Source organism: Kitasatospora sp. NPDC023120, assembly GCF_055560835.1.
In genome coordinates this window covers 24,012-44,967 of record NZ_JBVHHY010000019.1, presented here as the reverse complement: position 1 = coordinate 44,967, position 20,956 = coordinate 24,012, and the positions used below count along the sequence as shown (strand labels likewise).

At 72.9% G+C, this 20,956-nt stretch carries 19 protein-coding genes and 2 pseudogenes; 10 read left to right on the top strand and 11 right to left on the bottom strand.

Annotated features, from left to right (window positions below):
• Positions 1-8 precede the first annotated feature (8 nt).
• From ACZ3TI_RS26465 to ACZ3TI_RS26455, 3 genes are read left to right on the top strand one after another with little or no spacing between them, the layout of a single operon-like run.
• The gene (locus ACZ3TI_RS26465; protein ID WP_465730296.1) at positions 9-1,430 is read left to right on the top strand and encodes an MFS transporter; all 1,422 of its coding nucleotides are present in this window, start codon (positions 9-11) and stop codon (positions 1,428-1,430) included.
• A gap of 24 nt (positions 1,431-1,454) precedes the next feature.
• Positions 1,455-2,132, top strand: a complete 678-nt coding sequence (locus ACZ3TI_RS26460; RefSeq protein WP_465730294.1) for a response regulator transcription factor — start codon at positions 1,455-1,457, stop codon at positions 2,130-2,132.
• Positions 2,129-3,505: a HAMP domain-containing sensor histidine kinase gene (locus tag ACZ3TI_RS26455; RefSeq protein ID WP_465730292.1), complete on the top strand. Its 1,377-nt coding sequence runs from the start codon at positions 2,129-2,131 to the stop codon at positions 3,503-3,505. The genes ACZ3TI_RS26460 and ACZ3TI_RS26455 overlap by 4 nt, the downstream gene beginning before the upstream one ends.
• Here ACZ3TI_RS26455 and ACZ3TI_RS26450 read toward each other — a convergent pair.
• Positions 3,496-4,476 (bottom strand): TAXI family TRAP transporter solute-binding subunit, encoded by a 981-nt coding sequence (locus ACZ3TI_RS26450; protein ID WP_465730290.1) that lies wholly within the window; start codon positions 4,474-4,476, stop codon positions 3,496-3,498. The two genes, ACZ3TI_RS26455 and ACZ3TI_RS26450, sit on opposite strands and share 10 nt — an antisense overlap.
• Before the next feature lie 176 nt (positions 4,477-4,652).
• Between ACZ3TI_RS26450 and ACZ3TI_RS26445 the strand changes: the two genes are divergently transcribed.
• Positions 4,653-5,168, top strand: a complete 516-nt coding sequence (locus ACZ3TI_RS26445) for an allene oxide cyclase barrel-like domain-containing protein (protein ID WP_465730288.1) — start codon at positions 4,653-4,655, stop codon at positions 5,166-5,168.
• A 70-nt stretch (positions 5,169-5,238) separates the two neighbouring features.
• Here the strand turns inward: ACZ3TI_RS26445 and ACZ3TI_RS26440 are convergent, their stop codons facing one another.
• From ACZ3TI_RS26440 to ACZ3TI_RS26415, 6 genes are all read right to left on the bottom strand, one after another.
• Positions 5,239-5,802, bottom strand: coding sequence for a hypothetical protein (locus ACZ3TI_RS26440; protein ID WP_465730286.1), 564 nt, complete (start codon positions 5,800-5,802; stop codon positions 5,239-5,241).
• A complete protein-coding gene (locus ACZ3TI_RS26435) occupies positions 5,799-6,356 on the bottom strand; it encodes an alpha/beta hydrolase (protein ID WP_465730284.1) in 558 nt (185 codons plus the stop codon). Before ACZ3TI_RS26435 ends, ACZ3TI_RS26440 begins: the two co-directional genes overlap by 4 nt.
• Positions 6,357-6,360: 4 nt before the next feature.
• A complete protein-coding gene (locus tag ACZ3TI_RS26430; protein WP_465730282.1) occupies positions 6,361-6,762 on the bottom strand; it encodes a WXG100 family type VII secretion target in 402 nt (133 codons plus the stop codon).
• A gap of 168 nt (positions 6,763-6,930) precedes the next feature.
• Positions 6,931-7,572: a pyroglutamyl-peptidase I gene (pcp, locus tag ACZ3TI_RS26425; protein WP_465730280.1), complete on the bottom strand. Its 642-nt coding sequence runs from the start codon at positions 7,570-7,572 to the stop codon at positions 6,931-6,933.
• A 43-nt stretch (positions 7,573-7,615) separates the two neighbouring features.
• On the bottom strand, positions 7,616-8,584 hold the full coding sequence (locus ACZ3TI_RS26420) for a DUF979 domain-containing protein (protein WP_465730278.1): 969 nt from the start codon (positions 8,582-8,584) through the stop codon (positions 7,616-7,618).
• Entirely contained in the window at positions 8,581-9,339 is a 759-nt protein-coding gene (locus ACZ3TI_RS26415; protein ID WP_465730276.1) for a DUF969 domain-containing protein, read from the bottom strand. The genes ACZ3TI_RS26420 and ACZ3TI_RS26415 overlap by 4 nt, the downstream gene beginning before the upstream one ends.
• A gap of 195 nt (positions 9,340-9,534) precedes the next feature.
• Between ACZ3TI_RS26415 and ACZ3TI_RS26410 the strand changes: the two genes are divergently transcribed.
• The 5 genes and pseudogenes from ACZ3TI_RS26410 to ACZ3TI_RS26390 all read left to right on the top strand — a co-directional run bounded on the left by ACZ3TI_RS26410 (position 9,535) and on the right by ACZ3TI_RS26390 (position 13,323).
• Entirely contained in the window at positions 9,535-10,260 is a 726-nt protein-coding gene (locus ACZ3TI_RS26410; protein WP_465730274.1) for a GntR family transcriptional regulator, read from the top strand.
• A gap of 20 nt (positions 10,261-10,280) precedes the next feature.
• A pseudogene (locus ACZ3TI_RS26405) lies at positions 10,281-10,745 on the top strand (5-oxoprolinase subunit PxpA); the annotation flags it as partial.
• 53 nt (positions 10,746-10,798) lie between these two features.
• The gene (locus tag ACZ3TI_RS26400; RefSeq protein WP_465730272.1) at positions 10,799-11,416 is read left to right on the top strand and encodes a 5-oxoprolinase subunit B family protein; all 618 of its coding nucleotides are present in this window, start codon (positions 10,799-10,801) and stop codon (positions 11,414-11,416) included.
• Positions 11,417-11,539: 123 nt separating this feature from the next.
• Entirely contained in the window at positions 11,540-12,415 is an 876-nt protein-coding gene (locus ACZ3TI_RS26395) for a 5-oxoprolinase subunit C family protein (protein WP_465730270.1), read from the top strand.
• 143 nt (positions 12,416-12,558) lie between these two features.
• On the top strand, positions 12,559-13,323 hold the full coding sequence (locus tag ACZ3TI_RS26390) for a D-Ala-D-Ala carboxypeptidase family metallohydrolase (RefSeq protein WP_465730268.1): 765 nt from the start codon (positions 12,559-12,561) through the stop codon (positions 13,321-13,323).
• 261 nt (positions 13,324-13,584) lie between these two features.
• On the opposite strand, the gene ACZ3TI_RS26385 is transcribed toward ACZ3TI_RS26390, so the two are convergent.
• From ACZ3TI_RS26385 to ACZ3TI_RS26370, 4 genes and pseudogenes are all read right to left on the bottom strand, one after another.
• Entirely contained in the window at positions 13,585-15,720 is a 2,136-nt protein-coding gene (locus tag ACZ3TI_RS26385) for a SpoIIE family protein phosphatase (protein ID WP_465730266.1), read from the bottom strand.
• Positions 15,721-16,162: 442 nt separating this feature from the next.
• Entirely contained in the window at positions 16,163-17,623 is a 1,461-nt protein-coding gene (gene pntB / locus ACZ3TI_RS26380; RefSeq protein ID WP_465730264.1) for a Re/Si-specific NAD(P)(+) transhydrogenase subunit beta, read from the bottom strand.
• A 5-nt stretch (positions 17,624-17,628) separates the two neighbouring features.
• Positions 17,629-19,200, bottom strand: a complete 1,572-nt coding sequence (locus tag ACZ3TI_RS26375) for a Re/Si-specific NAD(P)(+) transhydrogenase subunit alpha (RefSeq protein WP_465730262.1) — start codon at positions 19,198-19,200, stop codon at positions 17,629-17,631.
• 282 nt (positions 19,201-19,482) lie between these two features.
• Positions 19,483-19,641: pseudogene (locus tag ACZ3TI_RS26370) on the bottom strand (helix-turn-helix domain-containing protein); the annotation flags it as partial.
• 131 nt (positions 19,642-19,772) lie between these two features.
• Here ACZ3TI_RS26370 and ACZ3TI_RS26365 point away from each other — a divergent pair.
• Positions 19,773-20,786, top strand: a complete 1,014-nt coding sequence (locus tag ACZ3TI_RS26365; protein WP_465730260.1) for a hypothetical protein — start codon at positions 19,773-19,775, stop codon at positions 20,784-20,786.
• The last annotated feature ends 170 nt before the right edge of the window (positions 20,787-20,956 follow it).

Genomic DNA, 20,956 nt, shown 5'->3' with positions numbered 1-20,956 from the left:
GAGCCGCCATGTCCCCGTCGCCGCTCGAGTCGCCCGAGCCGCCCCCTTCGCCCGAGGCCGAGTCGCAGTCGCCCGGCGCCCGTCCACAGCCGCCCGGCGGCCGTTCGCAGCCGCCCCGTCAGGAGCGGGCCCGGAGGCGGCTCGCGCTCGTCGGCGGGTCGCTCGGGAACCTGGTCGAGTGGTACGACTGGTTCGTCTACGCCAGCTTCGCGGTGTACTTCGCCGACGAGTTCTTCCCCGGGTCGAACTCCACGGCCAAGCTGATGAACACCGCCGGGATCTTCGCCGTCGGCTTCCTGATGCGGCCGGTCGGCGGGTGGGTCCTCGGGCGGGCCGCCGACCGGAACGGGCGCAAGAGCGCGCTGACGCTGACGGTCACGATGATGTCGGTGGCAGCCGTGCTCATCGCGATCGCGCCGACGTACGGGCAGGCCGGGTACCTCGGTGCCGTCGTCCTGCTGCTGGCGCGGCTGCTGCAGGGGATGAGCATCGGCGGGGAGTACGCCGCCAGCGCCACCTACCTGACCGAGGCGTCCGCGCCCGACCGGCGCGGGCTCGGGTCCTCCTTCCAGTACGTGTCGATGACCTGCGGCCAGCTGCTCGGCCTGGGCATCCTCATCGTCATGCAACACACGCTCAGCACCGAGCAGTTGCACTCCTGGGGGTGGCGCGTTCCGTTCCTGCTCGGTGCCGTGTTCGCGATCGTCGTGCTGTGGCTGCGCCGCCGCCTTCCGGAGACGGACGCGTTCACCTCGGAGAGCGGCAGCGGCACCGGTGCCCGGGGCACGCTGCGGACCCTGTGGGAACACCGCCGCCAGGCGGGCCTGGTGATGGCGCTCACCCTCGGCGGCACCGTCGCCTACTACACGTACACCACCTACCTGACCAAGTACCTGATCGGCAGCGCCGGGCTCCCCAAGAACACCGCGACGCTGGTCAGCTTCACCGCCCTCGCCGTGTTCGCCGGCGTCCAGCCGCTCGCCGGGCTGCTCTCCGACCGCATCGGACGGCGCCCGCTGCTCATCGCCTTCGCCGTCGGCTGCACGATCGGCACCTACCCGCTGATGTCCGCCCTCGGCTCGGCGTCCTCGTACTGGTCCGCCCTCGGCCTCTCCCTGGTGGCCCTGCTGATCGTCACCGGCTACACCTCGATCAACGCCGCCGTGAAGGCCGAGCTGTTCCCCACCCGCATCCGCGCCCTCGGCGTCGCCCTCCCGTACGCCCTCGCCAACGCGCTGTTCGGCGGGACGGCCGAGTACATCGCGCTCTGGTTCAAGAACAGCGGGCACGAGTCCGGGTTCTTCTGGTACGTCTCCGGCTGCGCCCTGGTGTCACTGGTCACGTACGTCCTCATGCCGGACACCCGCAAGGCCGTGCTCACCCCCGGCGAGGAAGCGGCTGCGCCCGCCGTGCCGGAGGCCGTACGGTAGGCACCCCGACGCTCGGAGGTCCGCATGCACATGCTGCTCGTCGAGGACGACGACCGCATGGCCCAGGCCCTCGGCACCGCCCTCACGCGGCGCGGGCACACCGTACGGCGGGTGGTCCGCGCCGCCGAGGCGCTCCGGCACGCCCGGGAGGCCGAGTTCGTCCTGCTCGACCTCGGCCTCCCCGACCTGGACGGCCTCGAACTGTTGCGCAGGCTGCGCACCGTGTGCGACCTGCCGCTGATCGTCGTCACCGCCCGCAGCGAGGAGCGCGACATCGTCCAGGGGCTGCGGGCGGGCGCCGACGACTACGTGGTCAAGCCGTTCCGGCTGGCCGAGCTCATCGCCCGCATCGACACCGTGCGCAGCCGTTCCGGGCGACAGCCCTCGGAGAGCGCCGAACCGCGGGTGCGCACCGGGGACGTCGGGATCGACCTCGCCGGGCGGAGCGTCACCGTCGACGGCGTCCCGGTCCGGCTCACCCGGCGCGAGTTCGACGTCCTCGCACTGCTCGCCGCCCGACCCGGGGAGGTCCGCTCGCGCGAGGAGATCCTCGACCGGATCTGGGGCGACGCGTTCCTCGCCTCCTCGCGCTCCCTCGACGTGCACATCGCCGGCATCCGGGCCAAGACCGGGCGCGCCGGGCTCGTGCGCACCATCCGCGGATACGGCTACCAGCTCGGCGACCTGGGCGCAGAACCGTGAGGCGCCGCCTGCTCGCCGTCCTCACCGCCCTGATCGGCGCGGCCGTGCTGCTCCTGTCCCTCCCCCTCGCCGAGTCCTACGCCCGCGGCCGCACCGAACACCTCCTGCTCCAACGCCGCGCCGACGGCGTCCGCTTCGCCGACCTCGCCAACCGGATCCGCACCGACGCCGACCGCCGCGAACTCGACGCCGAACTCACCCGCTACGCCCAGCTCTACGGCGCCGCCGTCACCGTCGTCGACGCGGCCGGACACACCGTCGGCCAGGCCGGGCGGGCCCCGAACGGCCCGGCGGCGGCCGATGCCCGAAGCCGCGCCCTCACCGGCCGCTCCACCGAGGCCCTGCCCACCATCCGCCCCTGGGGACCGGACACCGTCGTGCTCGCCGAACCCGTCGGACAGGACGAACGGGTCAGCGGCGCCGTCCTGCTCGCCGTCCCCGCCGACCCCGCGCGCCACGACGTCCTCGTCCGCTGGACGCTCATCGCCGCCGGCGCCGTCACGGCCTTCGCCGCCGCCGCCCTCGTCGCGGTCGGCATCGCCCGCTGGCTGCTGCGCCCGCTCGACGACCTGGACCGGGCGGTGGCGACCGTGGCGGGCGGCCGACCGGAGGTCCGGGTCGCCGCGGACACCGGACCGCCCGAACTGCGCCGACTGCGGCGGCACTTCGACAGCATGGCGCAGGCCGTCGCCGACTCGCTGCGCCGCCAGCGGGACTTCGTCGCCGACGCGTCCCACCAGCTGCGCAACCCGCTGGCGACCCTGGTGCTGCAACTGGAGAACGCCGAGCCGCACCTGCCGCCGGGCCCGGGGCGGGAGTCGCACGCGGCGGCCCTGGACGAGGCGGACCGGCTGGAGGAACTGCTCGACGGCCTGCTGGCACTGGCCCGGATGGAGTCGGCCACGGTGCCGCTGGGGGAGCACGACGTGTCCTCGGCCGTGACGGACCGGGTGGCGGCCTGGATGCCCGTGTTCGGCGCCGACGGGCAGGAGCTGACGGCGCGGGTCGCGCCCGGCCTGCGGGCGGTGGCGCTGCCGGACGCGGCGGGGCGGATCCTGGACGCGCTGCTCGACAACGCCAACAAGTTCGTGCCGGCGGGGGAGTGCGTGCGGGTGGTGGCGGAGGCCGCGCAGGACGGCAGTGCCGTGGTCCGGGTGGCCGACACCGGTCCGGGGGTGTCCGGCGAGCAACTCCCGCTGCTGTCGGGGAGGTTCGCGCGCGCTCCGGAGCACCAGAACCTGCCGGGAACGGGACTGGGCCTGGCCATCGCCGACGAACTCGCGCGGGCGTGCGGCGGCTCGTTGAGCGTCCGCCCGACGAGCCCGCACGGGCTGACCGTCGAGTTCCGGCTCCCGGGGGCCGCTCAGCCGTAGACGGACCGGTAGTAGGCCGCGGCTCCCGGGTGGAGGGGCACCGAGCCGGTGGAGACGGCGAAGCGGGGCTCCAGCCGGGCTCCGGCGGTCACGGCGCGCAGCACGGTGGCCCACTCGTCGAAGAGGATCCCGAGCAGCTCGCGCACCGCGTCGTCGGGGACGTCCGGTCGGGCGGTGAGGTAGTTGCCGACGCCGAGGGTGCCGATCGGGCTCCGCAGTCCGTAGGCGCCGGCGGGGAGCGTGACGGACGTGTAGACGGGGCCGTACCGGGCGCGCAGGGTCTCGGCGACGGCGTCCAGGGGCACGAAGCGGACCGGCAGCTCCTGCGAGAGGTCGGTGACGGCGGGGGTCGGCACGCCGCCGGACCAGAACGCGGCGTCCACGCTGCCCGCGCGCAGGGCGGCCAGCGAGTCGGCGAGCCCGAGCGTCTCCTGCTGGACCGGCGGTTGCCCGGACGCGGGGCCGCCGGTGAGCGCCGCCTGCCGGAGCAGCCGCTTCGCCGTCACCTGGAGTCCCGAGCCGACCGCGCCGGTGGCGACGCGTCGTCCGGCGAGGTCGGCGAGTTCGCGCACCGGGCCGTCGGCGGGGGCGATCAGGTGGATGTAGTTGACGTACACGCGGGCGAGCGCCGACACACCGAGCGGGCGGGCGAAGGTGTCGCGGCCCAGCACCGCGTCCTCGGCGACGTCCGCCGTGGTCAGGGCGAGGTCGACCGAACCGTCGTCGAGCCGCCGGAGGTTGTCGACGCTGGCCGCCGTGCCCACCGGGGTCAGCGTCAGCCGCCGGTGCCCGGCCGTCACGGTGTCGGCCAACGTCCGCCCGAAGGCGTTGTACGGCCCGCCCGCGGGCCCGGTCGCCAACCGCAGCGCCCGCTCCGGCCCGCCGCCCCCGGAGCACCCCGCCAGCACGGCGGCAGCGCCCGCGGCCAGCACCGTCCGACGGCGCGGCCGGGCCGGGGGCGTACGGGTCATGGCGGGAAGGGTAGCCGGTCCCGGCCGGGCGGGGGATCGCCCCCCGGCCGCCCGGTGCGCCGATCGGCTGGACCGCCCGGTGCGTCGGAGCGCCCGGGCGTCTCGGAGCGACGGCCGCCCCGTAGAACCGTCGGTGGGTGACAGACCGTCACCAGGATGCCGTTCTCAGGAGTCGCATGATGCGTCGCTTCACCACCACCAGCCTCGTCACGGCCGCCGCCCTGGCCGCCCTGCTCGGCCTCGCGCCCGCCGCTGTCGGTACCGCACCCGCCGCTGTCGGTACCGCACCCGCCGGTCACCACGGCGGCGAGCAGGTGCTCCAGCTCCACGAGACGACCACGGCCGAGACCTTCGTCGACGTGGACAAGGACGGCGGGCCCAGCGTCGGTGACGAGTTCATCTTCACCAGCGACCTGTTCCGGGACGGGACCAAGGCCGGCACCGATCAGGGCGTGTGCACCTTCACCTCGGTCACCGGCGGCGGCACCGCCCAGTGCGTGGTCACGCTGTCGCTGGCCGACGGTGACATCACCATCCAGGCCGCGCTCACCGACGCGCTGACCAACGGGCCCGCCGAGTTCCAGGCGGCCGTCACCGGCGGCACCGGCGCCTTCAGCACCGTCCGCGGCTCGGTCCACATCCACAACATCAGCGAGACCGAGGCCGACCTCACCCTGCACCTCGTTCGCTGATCCGACTCACACGACCGAGACCGCCGAGCCCGCCCGGCCCGAGGACGTCGGGCCGGGCGGGTTCGCGGTGTCAGTGTGACCAGTAGGGGTCGTCGACCGTCGCGCAGGTGGCGGCGTAGTTCCGGCCTGCCGGGCCGAACCTGTCGATCCAGGCAGGATCGCCGATGTCGGCGACCTTGAACACGGAGGCTTGCACCTCGGCGCAACCGTTCACACCCACGGCGAACCAGAGGCTGAACCCCGAGCCCTTCACCTCCACCGAGCCCTTGTTGCGAGTGACTGAGTAGCCCTTTCCGGTCCAGAGCGTCTGGACGACGTCGAGCGGCTCCTGGTCCCGCGTGGAGGTGATCCGCACCCGGGCCGCCTGGTGGGCGGACATCTTCGTCCGGCCCGTCTTCTTGCACCCGGACGTACCGCAGAATCCGGTCAGCTCGGGGTCGGTTTCGTACCTCGGCGTGGCCCACTGGAGCCCCGGGTGGAAGGCCCCGGCGACCTCGGCGAACCCGGCCTCGATCCGCTGCTGCGCCTGCTCGACCGGCACGGTGGGCTCCGCGGGCTCCGGCCAGGCGTACCAGCCGACCAGGAGCGCCAGCAGTACCCCTGGCACGGCCGTGCGCCATACCGCGGCCCTCACCTCGGATCCTCCCTGGTGATCGTGTTCCCGTGGCCGCTCACGATCCTCCCGATGTTGGAGAGCGAGTCGCCGCCCTTGTCGTCCTTGCCGAAGTAGTTGTCGTGGGAGTCGGTCATGGTCCCGTCGGCCACCGAGAAGCGCTGCCCGCCGAAGGTCTCGCTCGCCGGGTCCGTGCCGTGCCACGACCCGTCGGGATTCGTGATCGCCTCGACCGCGGCCCAACCGGGAACGAGCATCCCGGGAGCCGGCGCGGCCGCGACGGGGTCGTTCTTGGCCGTGCCGACGTACACGTGGTCCGCGCCGATCCCGAGCTGTGTCGCCTTGTCCACCCCGACACCCGGGCTGCCGACCAGGACGATGTCGTGTATGGACGCCGCCACCGTGGCCCAGTGGTCGGAGGCGGTGCCGGTCCAGTGCGAGTTGGTGAGCCGGTCGGCGACCTCGTGCTGCCAGGACTCGATGTGCCGGCCGAAGGCCGAGTAGAGCGTGTCGAAGGCGTTCTTCGCGATCGTGATGTTGTTGATGTTGGCGCCGTAGAGGGTCTTGATGTCCATCGGGCTACTCGGCCGCCTTCGCGCTCGAAGGCTTCACGGGGCCCGGGACGACCGCCGTGCCGAAGGGGTCCGGCTCGGCCGGCGCCGGGGCGGCCGGGTTCCGCATGCTCGTGTGGATGTCCTTCTCGACCTGGCGGTAGTAGGCGGCCGTCGTGGCGAGCTTGGAGCCGACGTCGCCCATGTCGCCGGCGAGCTTGTCCAGCAGCGTCTTCCAGTTGGCGCCGCAGTCGCGCACCGCGGCGGCCGTCAGCCAGCCCTGCAAGGTACCGGCGGCCTGGTTGCACGGCTCCGCGAGCTTCGACGTCTCACCCGGTATCAGGCCCCCGATGTGCTGCGCGCTCTGTCCGCAGCCGTCCAGTTCGGCCGGATTGACCTTGAATGCCAAGCCGGCGTCAGGATCTGCCATGCATGCCCCCCCGTGCGTCCGGGCCGCATACCGACCGGCTCGTATGTTCGAAAACCAAATGCGCATGCTAACGGATTCGATACGGAGGCAGCGTTGTCATGATCCCCGCTGCTCGGCTGCGGACGGTTCGCATCGCCGAACCGTGCGGTCGTCGAGCAGCCCGGTGCGTCAGTGGGTGGTGCCCTCCGGGGTGTGCAGGTCGGTGGGGAGGGTCGAGACGGTGAGCAGGGTGCGGAGGGCGTGGGCGGTCGTGGCGGCGGGGAGGGAGGGCTGGGCCCGGTCCAGGACCTGTTCGGGCAGGGCGGGCAGGTGGACGAAGCCGCCGCGGGTGGCGGGGCGTTCGGTGGCGAGCAGGTGCATCAGGGCGTAGAAGACGTGGTTGCAGACGAAGGTCCCGGCGCTGTGGGACAGGGAGGACGGCAGCCCGGCCTCCCGGACGGCGGCCACGCACGCCTTGACCGGCAGGGTGGCGAAGTAGGCGGCCGGGCCGCCGGGGACGACGGGCCGGTCCACCGGCTGCCGGCCCGAGTTGTCCGGGATGCGTGCGTCGTCGATGTTGACGGCGATGCGCTCGACGCTGATGTCGGGTCGGCCGGTCGCCTGGCCGAGGCAGACCACCACGTCCGGGTCGCTGCCGCGCACCGCCGCGCGCAGTTCTTCGGCTGCCCGCCCGAAGACGCAGCTCAGTCGGACGGGGGTGACCTCCAGCCCCTCGGGCGGCTGGTCGGCGACGAGGCGGGCGACCTCCCAGGACGGGTTGAGGACGGCACCGTCGAACGGTTCGAAGCCGGTGAGCAGGACCCGGGTCACGGGGGGAAGGGCCTTTCTGGTGAGGTGGTTCCGGGGGGCGTGGTCAGAACGCGAACAGCGACATGATGGCCATGTTGCACACCAACAGAAGTCCGGCGGTGGGCAGTTGGGCCTTGATCGGCCCGTACTGGTCCTTGAGTTCGAGCAGGGTGGCCGGGACCAGGTTGAAGTTGGCGGCCATCGGGGTGGCGAGGGTGCCGCAGAAGCCGGCCAGCATGCCCACCGCCAGGACGACCGCCGGGTTGCCGTGCAGCTGGGTGATCAGGACGGGCCAGCCGATGGCGGCGGTCATGACGGGGAAGGCGGCGAAGGCGTTGCCCATGACGACGGTGAACAGGGCCATGCCGAGGCAGTAGAGCGCCACCGCCGCGTACGGGCTGCCGTCGGGCAGGAAGTGGGTGGTGATCTTGCCGACCTGGGTGCCGACACCGGCGGCCTGGAAGATCGAGCCGAGCACGGCGAGGAGTTGGGGCAGCAGCAGCGTCCAGCCCATGGCCTCCACCAGCGTGCGGCCGGCGTGCAGAGCGGCGACGGGGTTGCGCTCGCGGGTGAGGACGAGGCCGACGGCCAGGGCGACGAGCGTGCCGATGCCGAGCCCGAGCAGGGCCTCGCTGCCGGACTGCAGCAGCAGCCCGCCGCCGAGGTGCACGTCCTTGAGGAGGGTGGCGCAGGTCAGCGCGACCAGCGGCAGGGTGAGCGCGGGTATGAACAGCCGGCTGCCGAGCCGGGCGGCGGAGGCGGCCCGCTGCTCGGGGGTGGTGGTCCTGGGCGTGCCGCGCCCGGTGAGGCCGAGTCCGCCCAGGCAGATCATGGCGAGGACGGCCGCCCCCAGGGGCGCGGCGGGCGCGCTCTTGTCGGCGACCCACGTGCCGTAGACGAAGCTCGCGCCGAACAGACCCCAGAAGGCGGCACTGCCGAACCGCTTGGGGTTGCTGCGGTCGGCCGCCATCTGCACGGCCATGGCGATGAAGACGGCACCGACGAGCCAGTACAGCCACTCGACCTTGATCACTTGCTGTCCTCCGTGGTGAGGGTGCCGGTGGTGCGGGAGCCGGTCGGGCGGGAGTCGGTGGGGGCGACAGCGGGTCGGCCGGACCCGGCGGGCAGGTCCCGGGCGAGGGTGGTGTCCAGCCGCAGCAGGCGCGCGCCGTGGATGAGGGTGGCGCAGACCGCCGTCGGGATGGCCCACAGGGCGAGCTGAACGGGCTCCAGGCTGGTGTGGTAGGTCGCGTTGACGAAACCGGTGATCAGGAGGATCGAGCCGATGGCGAGGAAGCAGTCCTCGCCGAAGAACAGCCCGACGGTGTCGGCGCTGGCGGCGAAGGAGCGCAGGCGTTCGCGGGTCCGCTCGGTCAGGGTGCCGTGGCGGCGCTCGGCGGCGGCCTCCGCCATCGGTACGATCATCGGCCGCACGGCCTGGGCCTGGCCGCCGAGCGCGGTGACCCCGAGCGCGGCGGCGAGCTGACGGATCACCAGGTAGCACGCGAGCAGGCGGCCGGCGCTGACCTTCGCGAGCCGGTTCATCAGGGTGCGGGCCTGGTCCTGCAGGCCGTGGCGCTCCAGGAGGCCGATGACCGGCAGGGTGACCGCGAAGAGGGTCACCGAGCGGCTGGAGGCGAAGCCCGTCCCGAACGACTCCAGGACCTTCACCGGGCTCAGTCCGCCCAGCAGTCCGGTGGCGACACCGGCGACGCCGACGACGAGGAGCGGATTTCGCCGGGTGGCGAATCCGGCCACCACGATGAGGATGCCGACAAGAACGATCATGTTCCTGGCCGCCTTTCGGACGGATCCGCGCCGTGTGCGCGGTCGTCTGTGACGCCGCACGGCGCGGGAGGTCCCGACCGGGTGGGCCGGGCCTCGCAGCGGGGTTGCCGAGAGGTTAGGGGATTGTGGAACAATCCGACAAGAGTCAGGGCAGCGTTCCGTACTGACGGGACGTAGGGCGGCAGGAGGCAGGACTTGACCGGGGTTTTCGACGCACTCGCGGCCGACCGGGGCCGCCTCGAACGCGCCAGCGCCGCCCAGCGGGTGGCCGAGGTGCTGCGCGAGCACATCACCGAGGGCCGGCTCGCCCCCGGAACCCGCCTGTCGGAGGAGGCGCTGGGCGAGGCGCTCGCGGTGTCGCGCAACACGCTCCGCGAGGCGTTCCGGCAGCTGGTCGACCAGCGCCTGGTCGTCCACGAGCTGAACCGCGGGGTGTTCGTCCGGATCCTCGAACCGGTGGACGTCGCCGACATCTACACCCTGCGCCTGGCCCTGGAGATGGCCGGCGTACGCGCGCTGCGCAGCGCCTCGCCGGAGCGCCTGGCCGCGGTGCGGGCCGCGCTCGTACGGGCGGAGGCCGCCGAACTGCTGGATGACTGGGCCGCGGTCGGCACCGCGGACCTGCACTTCCACCAGGCCGTCGCCGGGCTGGCCGGCAGCGCGCGGATCGACGAGTGCATGGCGCGGCTTATGGCGGAACTGCGCCTGGCCTTCGCCGCCGTCCCCTCCGCGCACGCGCTGCACGAGCCGTTCCTGCGCCGCAACCAGACGCTCGCCGGGCTGCTGGAATCCGGCGCGATCGACGACGCCGAGGTCGAGTTGACCGGGTACCTGGACGACGCGCGCGCGGTGATCGTCCGCGCCATGACGGAGCGCGGGCAGGCCCCGGGCGTCGAGGACGTCCTGGGGGACGGGCGGTGACCGCGGACGCACCCGAGCCGGTGATCGACCTGAACGCCGATCTCGGCGAGGGCTTCGGCCGCTGGACGCTCACCGACGACGCGGCCCTGCTGTCGGTGGTCACCAGCGCCAACGTGGCCTGCGGCTTCCACGCCGGAGACCCGTCCACCATGTGGCGGGTGTGCTCCCTCGCCGCCGAGCGCGGGGTGCGGATCGGCGCGCAGGTCTCGTACCGGGACCTGGCCGGCTTCGGGCGGCGGGCGATGGACGTCCCACCGGACGAGCTGGCCGACGAAATCGCCTACCAGACAGGGGTGTTGCAGGTGTTCGCGCAGGCAGCCGGCGCCGCGGTCGGCTACGTCAAACCGCACGGCGCGCTCTACAACCGCACCGTGCACGACGAGGAACAGGCCGCGGCTGTGGTCCGCGGCATCCGCCTGGCCCTGCCCGGAACGCCGGCGCCGCCGGTGCTGGGGCTGCCCGGATCGCGACTGTTCGAGGCGGCCCGCCGCGTCCGGACGGCGCGGAGAGCGGCCGGGGTGCGCGTCGAGGCCTTCGCATGAGAGTGCTGCGGGTCGGCCCGCACGCCCTGCTGGTCGAACTCGCCGACGCCGACCGGACCGCCGCCCTCCACGCCGAACTCCTGCGCAGGCGTACGGAATCCGGGCTGGCGCCGGTGGACGAGATCGTCCCGGCCGAACGGACCGTGCTGCTCGACGGGGTGGCGGACCCGGGCGCCCTGGCCGCCGAAATGGCCACCTGGCGGGTGCCGCCCGCCCCCGAGCGGGCCGGCCCGGTGGTGACCGTTCCGGTCCGCTACGACGGCGCGGACCTTGCGGAGGTCGCCGAGCTCTGGGGCGTCGCGCAGGACGCCGTCGCGCGCATCCACTCCGCGACCGAATTCCGCGTCGCCTTCAGCGGGTTCGCCCCCGGCTTCGGCTACCTCACCGGCCTCGCCGACCGGTACCACGTCCCGCGACGGGCGGTGCCCCGCAGCGCCGTGCCGGCCGGCTCGGTCGCCCTGGCCGGACCGTACACCGGCGTCTACCCGCGCTCGTCCCCGGGCGGCTGGCAGCTGATCGGCCGCACCGGGGCCGCGCTCTGGGACGCCGCGCGCGAGCCCGCGGCCCTGTTCGCTCCGGGGACGCGGGTGCGGTTCGTTATCGAGGAAGCATGATCAGGACGTGTGGACGAGGAAGTGCGAGCGAAGAAGCATGAACGAGCAAGCATGAACGGGCAAGCATGAACGAGCAAGCATGAACGGGCAAGCGTGAACGGGGGAGCCGTGACAGGAGAGGACGTGCCCGAGAGAGCCGCGACCGTCACCGTCGTCAGCACGGGCCTGCTGACGACCGTCCAGGACCTCGGCCGTCCGGGCCACGCCCACCTTGGCGTGCCGCGCTCCGGAGCGCTCGACCGGCCCGCCCACCGGCTGGCCAACCGGCTGGTCGGCAACCCCGCCGGGGCGGCCGCCCTGGAGACCACGGTGCTGGGCTGCGCAGTCCGGGTGCACCGCCCGGTGACGGTGGCCGTGACCGGGGCGCCCTGCGCCGTACGGGTCGACGGCCGGCCCGCCGCCTGGGGCGCCCCGGTCCGGGTCCCCGCCGGGGCGCGGCTGGACGTCGGGCCCGCGACCCAGGGGGTGCGCAGCTACCTCGCCTTCGCGGGCGGGATCGCCACCGACCCGGTCCTCGGCAGCCGTTCGACCGACCTGCTCTCCGGGCTCGGCCCCGCGCCGCTGTCAGCCGGGGACTGCCTGCCGCTCGGCGCCCCCGTCGGCCCGTCGGCCGGGGCGGACGTGCTGCCCTGGGCCGCCCCTCCCGCCCTGCTGGTCCTCCCACTCGTGCTCGGCCCGCGCGACGACTGGTTCACCGCCGGGGCCCTCGGTGCCCTCGCGCGCTGCGACTACCGCGTCTCGACGACCAGCAACCGGATCGGCCTCCGGATGGACGGCCCGCCGCTGGAGCGCGCCCGCGAGGGCGAACTGCCCAGTGAGGGCATGGTCCTGGGCGCCGTCCAGGTGCCGCCCGACGGCCGCCCGGTGGTCTTCCTCGCCGACCACCCGACCACCGGCGGCTATCCCGTCATCGGCGTGGTCCCCGCCACAGCCCTCCCCGCCGCCGCCCAGGCCACCCCCGGCACCCCGGTCCGCTTCGCCCCCGTCCGGCTGCGCTGACGGGCCCGCCGTCCGCGACGCGCCGCACCGGATTCCGGTGGCCGAGGACCGTTGACGGTGGACTGCCGAGCGGGCACCGTTGAGCCGGCACCGCTGATCATGCACCGACCCGACCCGTTCGAACTCCTCGAAGGATTCAGGACATGAACAGTTCTCCCCTCGACCGCCGTTCACTCCTGCGCTACGGCACCGGCGTCGTGGCCGCGGCCGGGCTCGCCGCGGTCGCCGAGGTCGGCCTCGCCCGGCCCGCGGCGGCCTACGGGTGGTCCGGCTCGCTCGGCCAGGGCTCCTCCGGTGCCGCCGTGGTCGAGCTGCAGATCCGCGTCGCGGGCTGGGCCGCCGACTCCGCCTCCCAGACCTACGTCGGCGTGGACGGCTCCTTCGGGCCCGGCACCGCCGCCGCGGTGCGCCGGTTCCAGGCCGCGTACGGGCTGAGCGCCGACGGCGTCGCCGGCCCGCAGACCTTCGCTGTGCTCAACTCGCTGGAGAAGTCGGACGGTTCCACCGCCCACTTCGACTGGTCGGAGTTCACCAGCCACGACGGCTCGGGCTTCGGCGGCGGCAACGTCGGCTCCGGCGAGGTGCGGGAGAACGTGCGCCGCACCATGTACAAGCTGGAGGCGCTGCGGAAGAAGTCGGGCGACCGCGCGATCACCGTCAACTCCGGTTTCCGCAGCACCGCGTACAACGCGCAGATCGGCGGTGCGTCGAACTCCATGCACACCTACGGGGTCGCCGCCGACATCGCGGTCTCCGGCCTGTCCACGCTCTCGGTCTACCGGATCGCCGAGACCTGCGGCTTCTCCGGCCTGGAGACCTACACCGTCTCGTGGCAGCACGTGGACAGCCGGATCGAGCACGGCAACTACGGCTCGGGCTTCTGGTGGTGGCAGGACGGCGTCGCGTAGCGGCGCTCGGGCCCGGCCCGTCCCACGGTCGCGCAAGCGCGCCGCGGGACGGGCCGGGCTCATCAGGCGTCCCGCCGCCGGAGCACCGCGCCGCCCAGCAGCAGTGCGGTGGCCGCCCACAGTGCCGGCACGCCCAGCCCCGGCCACGGGCCGATGGTCGGGGGCCCACCGGTCGTCACCACCGTGCCGACGGTCGGCAACCGGATCGCGGACGCGGAGGGCCGAGAACAGGTGTCGACCGGGTGAGCTGCCGTCGGACGGTCAACCCGCCAGCGGGAACTCGCACCAGACGTTCTTGCCGCTGCCGAGCGGCTCCACGCCCCAGCTCCCGGCGAGGGCGTCCACCAGCAGCAGGCCGCGGCCGGAGGTGGCGGTCTCGCCGGGGGTCCGTCGGCGCGGCAGGACGCTGGAGCGGTCGCGGATCTCCAGGCGGATGCAGGGGGCGGTCCCGGCCCGCAGCTCTATGGTGAGCAGCGCGCCTCCGTCGGTGTGGACCAGGGCGTTGGTGATCAGTTCGTCCGCGGTGAGTTCGACGTCCGGCAGGAGGTCGGTCGCACCCCACGCGGCCAGGGCCTGGCGGAGCATGGCCCGGGTCTCCGCCAACCCCTCCGGATCGGCCTGGTGGACGTGCTGGGTCATCTGCCGGGTGGCGTGGGCGCCGGGTACGGCTGCGCGGTGCAGCAGCAGGAGTGCCACGTCGTCGCTGCTGCCGAGGCGGCTCGGATCGCCGCCGCAGAGGTGGTCGGCGAGCGCTTCGGTGTCCCGAGGACCGTCGCGCAGGGCGGCGGCGAGGGCTTCGATGCCGTCCGCGATGTCCCGACCGGGGTGCTCGACCAGTCCGTCGGTGCACAGGAGCAGGGTGTCGGCGGGGTTGAGGTCGAGCCGGGTCTCGGGGTAGCCGTCCTGGCCGAACACCGTGGCCACGCCGAGCGGCAGGCCGCCGCGGACGCCGGCCCAGCCGGTGAGGCCGGTGCTGTGGCGCACGAGTGGTTCGAGGTGGCCGGCCCGTACCAGGCGCAGTGTTCCGGTCTCCAGGTCGGCGTCGACGTAGATGCAGGTCGCGGACCGCTCGGTGTCGAGATCGGCGAGGAACCTGGACGCGCGGGCCATGACCGTGGCGGGGGTGTGCCCTTCGGTGGCGTAGGCGCGCAGGGCGATCCTCAACTGGCCCATGATGGCGGCCGCGTGGCTGTCGTGCCCCTCCACGTCGCCGACCACCAGCCCCACCCGCCGACCCGGCAGGGGGATGACGTCGTACCAGTCCCCGCCCACCTCGCGTCCGCTGCGGCCGGCCCGGTAGCGCACGGCCACCTCGCCGCCGCTGATCTCGGGGATGCGGCGGGGCAGCATGGTGGTCTGGAGCGTGGTCGCGAACTCGCGTTCCTGGTCGAACAGCATGGCGCGTTGCAGGGACTGCGCGACCGCGCTGCTGAGCGCGATGCAGATGTTGCGGTCCTCGGTGCTGAAGTGGTGCCTGTCCCGGTAGAACAGGCCCAGCGCGCCGATGGACCGGGCCTGGGCGGCCAGCGGCAGGAAGGCCGCCGCCTCGATCCCCATCTCCTCGGCATAGGGCATCAGACGGGGGTAGCGGGTGGTGAGTTCCTCCCTGGTGCCGACGAACCGCGCGCGCCGGGTGAGCACGGCCTCGGACAGGGGCAGGCCGTCCCCCAGGTGGGTCAGCGACAGGTCGTCCCTGGCCCTGAGCTCCGCCGACGGCTGCTCGGTCGCGGCGACGAGGCGCATGACGTCCCCGTCCACCAGCCCGAGGGCCAGCCCGTCCGCCCCGAAGCGTCGCAGCCCTTCGCTGTCGGTCAGCACGTCGGTCACGTCGTGAACGGTGATGGCACGGGCGAGGGCCTCGGTGGTGGCGCGCACGGAGTCGGTCTGGCGGCGCCGGTCGGCGGCGAGCGCCCGCATCCCCTCGGCGTGGGCCAGCTCCTCCTCGGCGTTGCGGACGATGCCGACGATGCGGTACGGACGGGCCTGCGGGTCGCGCAGGATGCGCCCCTGCGTGTGGGCCCAGCGCAGGGTCCCGTCGCGGCAGACCAGGCGGAAGTAGGACGCGAAGGTCAGGTGGCCCTCTCGCAGCGCGCGCGACACCGCCTCGTCGAGCCGCTCACTGTCCGTCGACAGAACCCTCGCGGAGAGTGAGGCGGGATCTCCGTCGAACTCGTCGGCCCGCAGGTCGAACACGTCCAGGCCCACGTCGTCGAGGTGGTAGGTGCCCTCGTCGAGGTCCCAGTCGAAGCTGCCCATGCCGTTCAGCGCGAGCCGGTCGTTGGCCGCGGTCGGCTCGGTGTCGTCCCGGGGGGCCGACCACCGCGAAGAGGCGCGGGCGGACACGGGGCGGGCGATCTCGGGGTCGTAGCCGCCCGGAGACCTGGACGTGTTCGCCATGGCAGGGCTCCCGTCCGATCGATGGCCCGCTGCCGGATCATCCGCGACCGGCTCGCCCCCACCGCTGCGGTCACGGAGAGTGGCGAACGCGCGACTACGGGGCGCACTGAATGCTCCGTCGCCCGCGCCGGGTCCGTTCCTGGAACGCCTGGTCAGTCTATCCACGGGGCGAGGGCTCGGCATCGACGCGTGACCCGCAGCGGGCCGGCCCCCGAGATGCCGCGGGTACGGGGCGCACGGCTCTCGGAGGGGGCTCGGTGCGCCCGGGCGGCGCCCACGGCCGAGTGGGCCGGAGCCCAGGTGCTGCTCCGAGATTTTCCTCACCTGTTCGCGCTCGAGCGCTGCCAGGTCTGACGCGGGGGCGGGGCGGGCTGTCGGACCGGCGGTGGGGGACGCCCCCTGAACCGGTCCGACGGCCCGCCCCGCCCCGGGCACGGTGGTGCTACCGCGCCGCCGCGCGCCCGGCGGCCGGGACCGCGCCTTCGGGGTCCCGGCCGGGCAGGGCCCGCAGGATCGCCTCGACGCTCTGCTTGGCGTCGCCGAAGAGCATGGCGGTGTTGTCCCGGAAGAACAGCGGGTTCTGCACCCCCGCGTAGCCGGAGGCCATCGAGCGCTTGAAGACGACCACCTGCTCGGCCTCCCACACCCGCAGCACCGGCATCCCGGCGATCGGGCTGCTCGGGTCATCGGTCGCGGCCGGGTTGACGGTGTCGTTGGCGCCTATGACGAGGACGACCGAGGTCGCGGCGAGGTCGTCGTTGATCTCGTCCATCTCCAGGACGATGTCGTAGGGCACCTTCGCCTCGGCCAGCAGCACGTTCATGTGCCCGGGCAGGCGCCCGGCGACGGGGTGCACCCCGAAGCGGACCTCGACCCCGCGATCGCGCAGCCGCCGTGTCAACTCGGCCACCGGGTGCTGGGCCTGGGCCACGGCCATGCCGTAGCCGGGGGTGATCACCACCGACCGGGCCCGGTCGAGCAGCCCGGCGACCTCCTCGGCGTGGACCTCGCGGTGCTCGCCCTGCTCCTCGCTCCCACCGGACGGGACCTCGATGCCGAAACCACCGGCGATCACGGACAGGAAGGAGCGGTTCATGGCCTTGCACATGATGTACGAGAGGTAGGCGCCGGAGGAGCCGACCAGCGCCCCGGTGACGATGAGCAGGTTGTTGTCGAGCAGGAACCCCGAGGCGGCCGCGGCCCAGCCCGAGTAGCTGTTCAGCATGGAGACCACCACGGGCATGTCGCCGCCGCCGATCGAGGCGACCAGGTGCCAGCCCAGGGCGAGTGCCAGCACGGTGACCGCGACCATCAGGACCGGGCCCGGGCTGACGGTGAACCAGACCGTCAGGCCCACGAAGGCGGCCAGCGCGCCCAGGTTGAGGGCGTTCTTCCCGGGCAGCGTCAGCGGACGCGAGGCGATCCGGGCGGACAGCTTCAGGAAGGCCACGATGGAGCCGGTGAAGGTGACCGCGCCGATGAAGACGCCGATGAAGACCTCGGCGTGGTGGATGCCGAGCAGCTCACCGGCGATCCGGGTCTGGCCGGACCCGTGGGACTCGACCTCCAGGTAGCTGTTCCAGCCGACCAGGACGGCGGCGAGACCGACGAAGCTGTGCAGGACGGCGATCAGTTCGGGCATCTGCGTCATCTCGACCCGCCGCGCCCGCCACAGCCCGGCCGCACCGCCGAGTGCCATCGCGACCACGATCAGCGCGACCGCGCCGGCGGTGATGCTCTGCGCCGCCACCACGACGGTGGCGACCAGCGCGAGGGCCATGCCGGCGATGCCGTAGACGACGCCGGCCCGCGAGGTCCGGTGCTGGGAGAGCCCGGCGAGGCTGAGGATGAACAGCAGCGCGGCGACCAGGTCCGCGGCGTGCGAGGCCGTCGTGGAAGTCATCGGGCTCAACGCCTTTCGGGGGAGGTCGAGAACATCGACAGCATGCGGCGGGTGACGGCGAAGCCGCCGAAGATGTTCACACTGGTCAACAGCACGGCGATGAAGGACAGCCCGGTGACGAAGCGGCTCTCGTGGCCGATCTGCAGCAGGGCCCCGATCACCACGATCCCGGAGATCGCGTTGGTCACCGACATCAGCGGGGTGTGCAGGGCGTGGTGCACCTTGCCGATGACGTAGTAGCCGATCACCACGGCGAGTGCGAACACGGTGAGGTTCTGGGCGAGTTGGGCCGGTGCGAAGGCGGTCAGCAGGAAGGCCGCGAGCATCCCCGCGCCGATCAGGCCGAAGCGCGCCGCGGGGCCGAGGCGGGGCCGTCCCGGTTCCACGGCCGCGGAGGCCGGCGCGGTGGGTTGCGCGGCCGGAGCGGCCGACACCGCCACGGGCGGCGGCGGCCAGGTGATCTCGCCGTCGTGGACGACCGTCACAGCCCGCTGGATCACGTCCTCGAAGTCGAGGGCCAGCCGGCCGTCCCGCTCGGGTGTCAGCAGCTTCAACAGGTTGACCAGGTTGGTGCCGAACAACTGCGAGGCCTGTGCGGGCAGTCGGGCTGCCAGGTCGGTGTAGCCGATGATGGTGACGCCGTTGTCGGTGACCACCGTCCGGCCCGCCACGGTGCCCTCGACGTTCCCGCCCTGAGCGGCGGCCATGTCGACGATGACGCTGCCGGGCCGCATCGCCGCCACGTCCTCGGCCGTCACCAGCCTCGGGGCCCGGTGGCCGGGGATCAGCGCGGTCGTGACGATGATGTCCACGTCCATCGCCTGCTCGTGGTACAGCGCCGCGGCGGCGCGGTCGTACTCGGCGGAGGTCGCCTTGGCGTAGCCGTCGGTGCTCGCCTCCTGGGCTACCTCCACGGCCAGGTACTCACCTCCCAACGACTTGACCTGGTCGGCCACTTCGGGCCGCGGGTCGGTCGCCCGGACGATCGCGCCCAGACTGGACGCGGCGCCGATGGCGGCCAGGCCGGCCACGCCGGCACCCGCCACCAGGACCTTCGCCGGCGGGACCTTGCCCGCGGCGGTGACCTGGCCGGTGAAGAAGCGCCCGAACACGTGGGCCGCCTCGATCACCGCCCGGTACCCGGCGATGTTGGCCATCGAGCTGAGCACGTCCATCGACTGCGCCCGGGAGATCCGCGGGACGGCGTCCAGCGCCAGCGCGGTGACGCCGCGGGCGGAGAGCGCCTTGAGCAGCTCGGGGTGCTGGGCGGGCGCGATCAGGCCCGCCAGGGTGGTGCCCTCGCGCAGCCGGGCGATCTCGTCCTCCGTCGGCGCGTTGATCTTCAGGACCACCTCCGCCGCCCAGGCGTCGCCGATGCGCGCCCCGGCCTCGGTGTAGGCGGCGTCGGTGAAGCCGGAGGCGGCACCGGCCTCCGGCTCGACGACGACGTCGTAGCCGAGACCGAGCAACTGCCGCACGGTCGCCGGTGTCGCCGCGACGCGGGTCTCCCCGCCGGACGACTCGGCGACCACGCCGACGGACTGGGGCGGGGGCTGGGACGGGACAAGTGCAGACATGTCGGGTGTCTCTCTCGTCGGAAGCACTGCTGACCGGGGGATGCGCGGTCGGGGGAGTATCCCCGGCCGTTGGTCGAAGGAACGTACTCCTACCCAGTCTGCGAACCGAGGGCGCGAACCAGTGATGAGCCTCACTCACCCGTACGGAGGATGGCCGGATGCGACCGGGGGCCTCCCGCCGTCCGAACGGTGGTACGTCCCCTCGCGCCGGCTGCTCGTCGCCTGCCCTCACCAGGCCGCAACGTGATCACCGTGGGCCGTCGCCGCGGATTCGATCCCGTATTAGTCCCTCGGTGTCATGCCGTAGGCCGCACGGAAGGCGCGGCTGAAGTGGCTGGAGTTGGCGAAGCCCCAGCGGCGGGCGATACCCGCCACCCCGAGTTCCGCGGCGACCGGGCGGAGGAGGTCCCGGCTGCACCTCTCCAGCCGCTGGGCCCGGATTCCACCCGGGTACTGCCGACGAGCAAGAACGACTCCTGCGCATACCGAGAAGGGATCTCGACCGAGCGCGGCGGGATCCGGCGACATGGACCGACCTCGCCTTCTTCGCGGAGCACACCGACGAAGGGCACGTGACCGACCGCGACAGGGCCGCCCGCTTCGGAGTTCTGTGGGCACTTCAATACGACCGGCGCCCCCAGGATCTGCCGCTCCTTCGCTTCCTTCTCCAGCAGCAGACCACGTTCTACCAGGAGGCCATCTCCTGGGGACTGGCCCCTGACCTGACGCTGGCCGGATTCCTGCTCGCCGAGCACCGGCAGGTGGAGGATCTCTGGCTGCACTGGACCGCCAAGAACATCAGCTTCGACACGGCCCTGGGCTACCACCTCTACCATCTGCTCACGGGCGGCATCGCGGCCACCGCCGCAGCAGTGGAAGCCGGCGCCCACCCTGACCGCGACCGCATCCTGGGCGATATCGCCGCGGACCACCACACCGATGCCGCCGTCGAAGCGTGGCTGGACCAGCAACGGGAACAGTTCCCTGCCGACCCGGCCGACGAGAACCTCAAGACGTGGGCCTACCACGCCGCGCGTCTCGGAGAGTGCGAGGCATCCCGCCTGTTCATGACCGAGTGGGCAGCCGGAGAGCCTCAAACCGACGACACACTCAATACTCTGCAGTTCCACCTGGCCCAACTCGGTTACCTCACCGAGGCGGTGGCGGTGCAGAAGAAGGCCATCGCGATCTGTCAGAGCCCGCCCGAGTCGAGCCTCAAGGCCGACAAACTGCTGACGCTGGTCAAACTGGAACGACAGGCCGGCAACTTCACAGACGCGCGGCGATCCCTGCAGGCAGCCGAACAAGCTCTCTCAGTAGTCCCGGACTGGCCGTGGATGGGCATGTGGATCGCGTTCGTCAAGGAGTACTTCCTGCTCGTTCCGGTAGCGCCCGACGAGTACGCGGGCCGGCTGCTGATGGAGGAGGGAGACCAGCTACTTCGAGGCGTGCCGTCGCAGTGGGTGAGCGGAGTGCTCGACGCGGCGATCGCAGCAGCCGAGTACCTCAACGACACCGACAAGCGAGGCCGATACCGGACCCTCCAGGAGCAACGGCGCTCGCCTGGACCGGCGGAGACGTCATGAGCTGCCGACCCACGCCCGTGAGGTTCCACGTGCGACTCAAGACGATCCGCCGCCGGCAATCCCCATGGTGCGTAGAGGATTGGCCCGGAGCGGCATGCCTCGCCGACGCGCACCGGCTGCTCGACGGTGGTCACCTCCGGGGAAAGGTCGTCCTGATCGTCTGATCCCGT

What these genes read in the sequence shown, in the direction of transcription:
- ACZ3TI_RS26375 (WP_465730262.1), bottom strand. Translation starts at nt 19,200, where the DNA reads ATGTCTGCACTTGTCCCGTCCCAGCCCCCGCCCCAGTCCGTCGGCGTG.
- ACZ3TI_RS26400 (WP_465730272.1), top strand. Translation starts at nt 10,799, where the DNA reads ATGAGAGTGCTGCGGGTCGGCCCGCACGCCCTGCTGGTCGAACTCGCC.
- pntB (WP_465730264.1), bottom strand. Translation starts at nt 17,623, where the DNA reads ATGACTTCCACGACGGCCTCGCACGCCGCGGACCTGGTCGCCGCGCTG.
- ACZ3TI_RS26445 (WP_465730288.1), top strand. Translation starts at nt 4,653, where the DNA reads ATGATGCGTCGCTTCACCACCACCAGCCTCGTCACGGCCGCCGCCCTG.
- ACZ3TI_RS26435 (WP_465730284.1), bottom strand. Translation starts at nt 6,356, where the DNA reads ATGGACATCAAGACCCTCTACGGCGCCAACATCAACAACATCACGATC.
- ACZ3TI_RS26450 (WP_465730290.1), bottom strand. Translation starts at nt 4,476, where the DNA reads ATGACCCGTACGCCCCCGGCCCGGCCGCGCCGTCGGACGGTGCTGGCC.
- ACZ3TI_RS26430 (WP_465730282.1), bottom strand. Translation starts at nt 6,762, where the DNA reads ATGGCAGATCCTGACGCCGGCTTGGCATTCAAGGTCAATCCGGCCGAA.
- ACZ3TI_RS26415 (WP_465730276.1), bottom strand. Translation starts at nt 9,339, where the DNA reads ATGATCGTTCTTGTCGGCATCCTCATCGTGGTGGCCGGATTCGCCACC.
- ACZ3TI_RS26465 (WP_465730296.1), top strand. Translation starts at nt 9, where the DNA reads ATGTCCCCGTCGCCGCTCGAGTCGCCCGAGCCGCCCCCTTCGCCCGAG.
- ACZ3TI_RS26390 (WP_465730268.1), top strand. Translation starts at nt 12,559, where the DNA reads ATGAACAGTTCTCCCCTCGACCGCCGTTCACTCCTGCGCTACGGCACC.
- ACZ3TI_RS26385 (WP_465730266.1), bottom strand. Translation starts at nt 15,720, where the DNA reads ATGGCGAACACGTCCAGGTCTCCGGGCGGCTACGACCCCGAGATCGCC.
- ACZ3TI_RS26460 (WP_465730294.1), top strand. Translation starts at nt 1,455, where the DNA reads ATGCACATGCTGCTCGTCGAGGACGACGACCGCATGGCCCAGGCCCTC.